At 43.9% G+C, this 6000-nt stretch carries 1 protein-coding gene, 9 tRNA genes and 1 pseudogene; 2 read left to right on the forward strand and 9 right to left on the reverse strand.

All coding sequences use genetic code 11. The annotated features are described in order from the left end of the window. Nucleotides 1-319 precede the first annotated feature (319 nt). Nucleotides 320-4036: a pullulanase gene (locus K1I53_RS07900; protein WP_223328983.1), complete on the forward strand. Its 3717-nt coding sequence runs from the start codon at nucleotides 320-322 to the stop codon at nucleotides 4034-4036. Between the two features lie 310 nt (nucleotides 4037-4346). Next, nucleotides 4347-4825: pseudogene (locus K1I53_RS07905) on the forward strand (transposase family protein); the annotation flags it as partial. A gap of 218 nt (nucleotides 4826-5043) precedes the next feature. Here the strand turns inward: K1I53_RS07905 and K1I53_RS07910 are convergent. The 9 genes from K1I53_RS07910 to K1I53_RS07950 all read right to left on the reverse strand — a co-directional run bounded on the left by K1I53_RS07910 (nucleotide 5044) and on the right by K1I53_RS07950 (nucleotide 5819). Next, nucleotides 5044-5117, reverse strand: a tRNA-Pro gene (locus tag K1I53_RS07910). Between the two features lie 16 nt (nucleotides 5118-5133). After that, a tRNA-Arg gene (locus K1I53_RS07915) sits at nucleotides 5134-5207 on the reverse strand. Between the two features lie 11 nt (nucleotides 5208-5218). Beyond that, nucleotides 5219-5304: transfer RNA gene (locus K1I53_RS07920), tRNA-Leu, on the reverse strand. 7 nt (nucleotides 5305-5311) lie between these two features. Beyond that, nucleotides 5312-5383 (reverse strand) — tRNA-Gly (locus K1I53_RS07925). Nucleotides 5384-5404: 21 nt separating this feature from the next. Then, nucleotides 5405-5477: transfer RNA gene (locus K1I53_RS07930), tRNA-Thr, on the reverse strand. Nucleotides 5478-5489: 12 nt separating this feature from the next. Next, a tRNA-Leu gene (locus tag K1I53_RS07935) sits at nucleotides 5490-5571 on the reverse strand. A 5-nt stretch (nucleotides 5572-5576) separates the two neighbouring features. After that, nucleotides 5577-5649: transfer RNA gene (locus tag K1I53_RS07940), tRNA-Lys, on the reverse strand. A gap of 22 nt (nucleotides 5650-5671) precedes the next feature. Next, nucleotides 5672-5744, reverse strand: a tRNA-Asp gene (locus K1I53_RS07945). 2 nt (nucleotides 5745-5746) lie between these two features. Further along, nucleotides 5747-5819: transfer RNA gene (locus K1I53_RS07950), tRNA-Val, on the reverse strand. Nucleotides 5820-6000 lie beyond the last annotated feature (181 nt).

The following is a 6000-nucleotide window of genomic DNA, read 5'->3' on the forward strand; positions in this document are numbered from 1 at the left end:
TTACAAGCACTCGAAAACCTGAAAAAAAGCACAAAAAGAGCAGCTAAATCTGACTTTTTCAGAAGATTTAACTGCTGTGAGCCTTGTCTGGACAATATTTCAGACAAAACCTACGACAAATGATTATTCACATTATACCTTATTTAGCTAGATTTTTCAAGGTTTTTTTACTATTTTTTAAACAATCTTTTCCTATATATTATTTTAAAATTTCAAGAGAATGAAGCATTATATTTTCTCTCAAAAAATAGGAAAACGCTTGCACTAATGTTTACCTCGTGCTATACTGATAAGGAACAACTACACAAGGAGAATTGTGATGAAAAAGATCCCATCTCAAACTGAGAAAAAAATGATTTACGGTATCCGTTCTTTGAAAAACGGAACTGGTTCTGTCCTTATTGGTGCCAGCATTGTCTTGCTTTCTGCTGCAATGCCAACTATTTCGGCTAATGAAAACCTTCCCCAAACTCAGGAAAAGACTAGCGTTGTGACTAAGGCTCATACTGAGACTGAAACTAGTCAAACTCAAGAGCAAACGCCTGTTTCTGAACAAAACAATGCAAACGCTTCCCTCGGTTCTAAAAAGGAAACTCCAGCTGTAGAAACTAGTCTAGCACCAGAAACACCTAAAACAGAAGATGCTACTACAAGCCAGCCTAACAGCAAAGAAGAGAAAGTAGATGCCAGCACTTCGGCGTCAACTTCAGATCAAAAACCACAAGCTGACACATCTTCTGAAGAACCCATCGCAGACAACTACTTCCGCATCCATGTAAAAAAACTCCCTGAAGAAAACAAAGATTCTCAAGGTCTTTGGACTTGGGACGATGTTGAAAAGCCGTCTGAAAACTGGCCCAATGGAGCCCAGTCCTTCAAGGATGCCAAGCAAGATGACTACGGCTATTACCTAGATGTCAAACTCAAAAATGAGCAAGCCAAGAAAGTCAGCTTCCTTATTAACAATACCAAAGGGGATAACCTAACAGGAGACCGTTCGGTAGAACGCCTCTCTCCCAAAATGAACGAGGCTTGGCTAGATGAAAACTACAAGGTATACAACTACCGCCCTCAACCAGCAGGAACTATTCGTGTCAACTACTACCGCACCGATGGCAACTATGACAAAAAATCTCTTTGGTATTGGGGCGATGTCAAAAACCCAAGCAGTGGAGAATGGCCTGACGGTACTGACTTTACCGCAACTGGAAAATATGGCCGTTACATTGATATCCCACTCAATGAAGCTGCAAGAGAATTTGGATTTTTATTACTAGACGAAAGCAAGAAAGGCGATGATGTGAAAATCCGAAAAGAGGATTACAAATTTACAGATTTGAAAAATCATAGTCAAATCTTCCTCAAAGATGATGACGAAACCATCTACACCAACCCCTACTATGTGCACGATATCCGCATGACTGGTGCTCAACACGTGGCTAAATCCCGTATCGAAAGCAGTTTTTCTACCCTAGTTGGAGCTAAGAAAGACGATATCCTCAAACACTCCAGCATCACTGATTACCAAGGGAATAAAGTAGCTATCACAGACGTAGAAGTGGATGAGGCAGGTAAAAAAGTGACCTACATCGGCGACTTCTCTGACACTCAACACCCTTACACTGTCAGCTACAATTCAGACCGATTTACCTCACGTTCAAGCTGGCGCCTCAAGGATGAGTCCTACAGTTACGATGGTCCACTCGGCGCAACTCTAAAAGAAGATGGCAAGCGTGTTGACCTCACCCTCTGGTCTCCAAGTGCTGATAAGGTTTCCGTTGTTGTCTATGACAAGAAAGACCCTGAAAAAGTAGTTGGAACTGTCGCCCTTGAAAAAGGAGAAAAAGGAACCTGGAAACAAACTCTGGATGCAAACTCTGGTCTCGGTATCAGCAACTACACTGGCTATTACTACCACTACCAAATCGAGCGCCAAGGTAAAACTGTCCTCGTTCTTGACCCTTATGCCAAATCATTAGCGGCTTGGAACAGTGACCTAGCAAAAACAGATGCCGCTCATAAGGTCGCTAAAGCTGCCTTTGTCGATCCAGCGAAGTTAGGTCCGCAAGACTTGACCTATGGAAAGATTCGTAACTTCAAATCACGTGAAGATGCCGTTATCTATGAGGCTCATGTGCGTGACTTCACTTCGGATCCTGCCATCGCAAAAGACTTGACCAAACCATTCGGTACCTTTGAAGCCTTTATCGAAAAACTAGACTATCTCAAAGACTTGGGTGTGACCCACATCCAGCTCCTTCCAGTCTTGTCCTACTACTTTGTCAATGAATTGAAAAACCATGAACGTTTGTCTGCCTACGCTTCAAGCAACAGCAACTACAACTGGGGATATGACCCTCAAAACTACTTCTCCTTGACTGGTATGTACTCAAGCGATCCTAAGGATCCAGAAAAACGTATCGCAGAATTCAAAAACCTCATCAACGAAATCCACAAACGTGGCATGGGGGCTATCTTGGACGTGGTCTACAACCATACTGCAAATGTTGATATTTTTGAAGATATTGAGCCAAACTACTATCACTTTATGGACGCAGACGGAACACCCCGTACTAACTTTGGAGGTGGTCGTTTGGGAACTACCCACTACATGTCTAAACGTGTCTTGGTAGACTCCATCAAGTATCTGGTTGAAACCTACAAAGTGGATGGCTTCCGTTTCGATATGATGGGTGACCACGATGCAGCTTCTATCGAAGAAGCGTACAAGGCTGCACGCGCCCTCAATCCAAACCTTATCATGCTAGGTGAAGGCTGGAGAACCTATGCTGGTGATGAAAATACGCCTGTACAACCCGCTGATCAGTCTTGGATGAAGAAAACAGATACTGTCGCTGTCTTCTCAGACGACATCCGCAACAACCTCAAGTCTGGCTATCCAAACGAAGGGCAACCTGCCTTTATCACAGGTGGAAAACGCGATATCAATACCATCTTTAAAAATCTCATTGCCCAACCAACAAACTTTGAGGCTGACAATCCTGGAGATGTTATCCAGTATATCGCAGCCCATGATAACTTGACCCTCTTTGACATCATTGCCCAGTCTATCAAAAAAGACCCAAGCAAGGCTAAGAACTATGCTGAAATCCATCGTCGTTTGCGACTTGGAAACCTCATGGTATTGACTGCTCAAGGAACTCCGTTTATCCACTCTGGTCAGGAATACGGACGTACCAAACAATTCCTAGACCCAGCCTACAAGACTCCTGTTCCAGACGATAAGGTCCCAAACAAATCTCACTTGTTACGTGACAAGGACGGCAAGCCATTTGTCTATCCTTACTTTATCCATGACTCTTACGACTCTAGTGATGCTGTCAACAAGTTTGACTGGACCAAGGCTACAGATGGCAAAGCATATCCTGAAAATGTCAAGAGCCGTGACTACATGAAAGGTCTGATCGCTCTTCGTCAATCTACAGATGCCTTCCGACTCAAGAGTCTACAAGATATCAAAGAGCGCGTCCAACTCATTACTGTCCCAGGCCAAAATGGTGTTGAAAAAGAAGACGTGGTCATCGGCTACCAAATCACTGCTCCAAATGGAGATATCTACGCCGTCTTTGTCAATGCAGATGATAAGGCTCGCGAATTCAACTTGGGAACTGCCTTTGCTCACTTGAGAAAGGCTGAAGTCCTCGCAGATGAAAACCAAGCAGGACCAGTAGGAATTGCTAACCCTCAAGGTCTCGAATGGACTGAAAAAGGCTTGAAATTGAACGCTCTCACTGCTGTCGTTCTCCGCTTATCTCAAGGTGGTGCCATTGTCGCTCCAGCTGTGGAAGAAAAACCAGAATTTGATCTTTCTAGCTTGGAAGTTGAACCAGAACATGGCCAAATCCAAAACCTAGCAGCCAATCCTGAAACTCAAGAAACTGCTGCAGAGGCTCACTCTCATAACTTCCTTCCAAACACAGGAACTGAGAGCAAATCCCTCCTCGCCCTTGCTGGATTCAGCATCATCGCCCTTCTCGGACTTGGATGGTTGATAAAAAACAAGAAAAAGAAATAACACTCAATGAAAATCAAAGAGTAAACTAGAAAGCTAGCCGCAGGCTGCTCAAAGCACAGCTTTGAGGTTGTAGATAAGGCGAAGCTGACCTGGTTTGAAGAGATTTTCGAAGAGTATAACCTAGCCCTCCTATAGAGAAAACACCCCATGATTAGAAGAATCTTCTAGTCATGGGGTGTTGTTTGCAGACTCTATAATATTTGTAGTGGGTAAATCCCCTATGGATATTATGGAGCCTATTTTGTTGTAGAAAAAAAGTCCCATATGACCTATAATGAAAAGCGACCAAACCATCATTAGAAAGAATCATATGGAACCATTACATTTTATCACAAAACTACTCGATATTAAAGACCCTAATATCCAAATTATGGATGTTGTTAATAGAGATACCTTCAAGGAAATCATCGCTAAACTGGACTACGACGCCCCATCTTGTCCTGATTGCGGAACCCAAATGAAGAAATATGACTTCCAGAAATCTTCTAAAATTCCTTACCTTGGAACAACTGGTATGCCTACCAGAATTCTTCTGAAAAAGCGTCGTTTAAAGTGCTATCATTGCTCAAAAACTAGTTGAAAAAACTTCTATGACCGATATCGCTCACCAGCTTTCCATTTCAACTTCAACCGTCATTCGGAAGCTCAATGACTTTAGTCGACTTCATAAGACTATGTCCTGAGACGAGTACGCCTTTAAAATGAGTTTTATCCGTACAAGGCTTTAAGAATCTCAATATTATCACTGTCCTTGAATGCAGAACACAAGCGATTATTCAAAAACGCTTTCAGGCTGTCTTTCAAACCTTTCTCAAGGACAAAGAAAAAATCATTAATGCCCTTGAATCACTCTATTCCAAAGCCAAACTAGAATTCTCGTCGCTTTGAATATCAAAAAGGAGAGGACTGATTTAGTCCTCTCCAGAGTATGACTTTTTGGTAATCCACTACAGTTGACAAATAGCCAAAAAAAGATACTCACTTAAGTATCTTGGTCAATAAATCAATCGGGAAGACAGGATTCGAACCTGCGACACCTTGGTCCCAAACCAAGTACTCTACCAAGCTGAGCTACTTCCCGAGTTAAATAGAAAAAATGCACCCTAGAGGATTCGAACCTCTAACCGCCTGATTCGTAGTCAGGTACTCTATCCAGTTGAGCTAAGGGTGCTCATTATTATATGCCGAGGACCGGGATCGAACCGGTACGATCGTTTCCAATCGCAGGATTTTAAGTCCTGTGCGTCTGCCAGTTCCGCCACCCCGGCCTCTCTAAGCGAACGACGGGATTCGAACCCGCGACCCCCACCTTGGCAAGGTGGTGTTCTACCACTGAACTACGTTCGCATCGACCTCTTCTAGTTTTAATGCCGGCTACATGACTTGAACACGCGACCCTCTGATTACAAATCAGATGCTCTACCAACTGAGCTAAGCCGGCTAATTTCTACTATGCGGGTTAAGGGACTTGAACCCCCACGCCGTTAAGCGCCAGATCCTAAATCTGGTGCGTCTGCCAATTCCGCCAAACCCGCAAATATGACCCGTACTGGGCTCGAACCAGTGACCCATTGATTAAAAGTCAATTGCTCTACCAACTGAGCTAACGAGTCTAAAATAACTTCCGTTATCTTACGGTCCCGACGGGAATCGAACCCGCGATCTTCGCCGTGACAGGGCGACGTGATAACCGCTACACTACGGGACCTATGGGAGTTAACGGGATCGAACCGCTGACCCTCTGCTTGTAAGGCAGATGCTCTCCCAGCTGAGCTAAACTCCCAAAGGGCGGAGTCTAGCTCAGCCAACGGTGAGAAACTTCGTTTCTCTCATCCGCCGATTGTAATTTCGATTTCCTCTCAATTACAACTAAGCTAAACTCCCTAGAGCTAAGCGACTTCCATATCTCACAGGGGGCAACCCCCAACTACTTCCGGCGTTCTAGGGCTTAACTGCTGTGTTCG

Source organism: Streptococcus oralis (assembly GCF_019929365.1).
GTDB classification, from domain to species: Bacteria; Bacillota; Bacilli; order Lactobacillales; family Streptococcaceae; genus Streptococcus; species Streptococcus oralis_BT.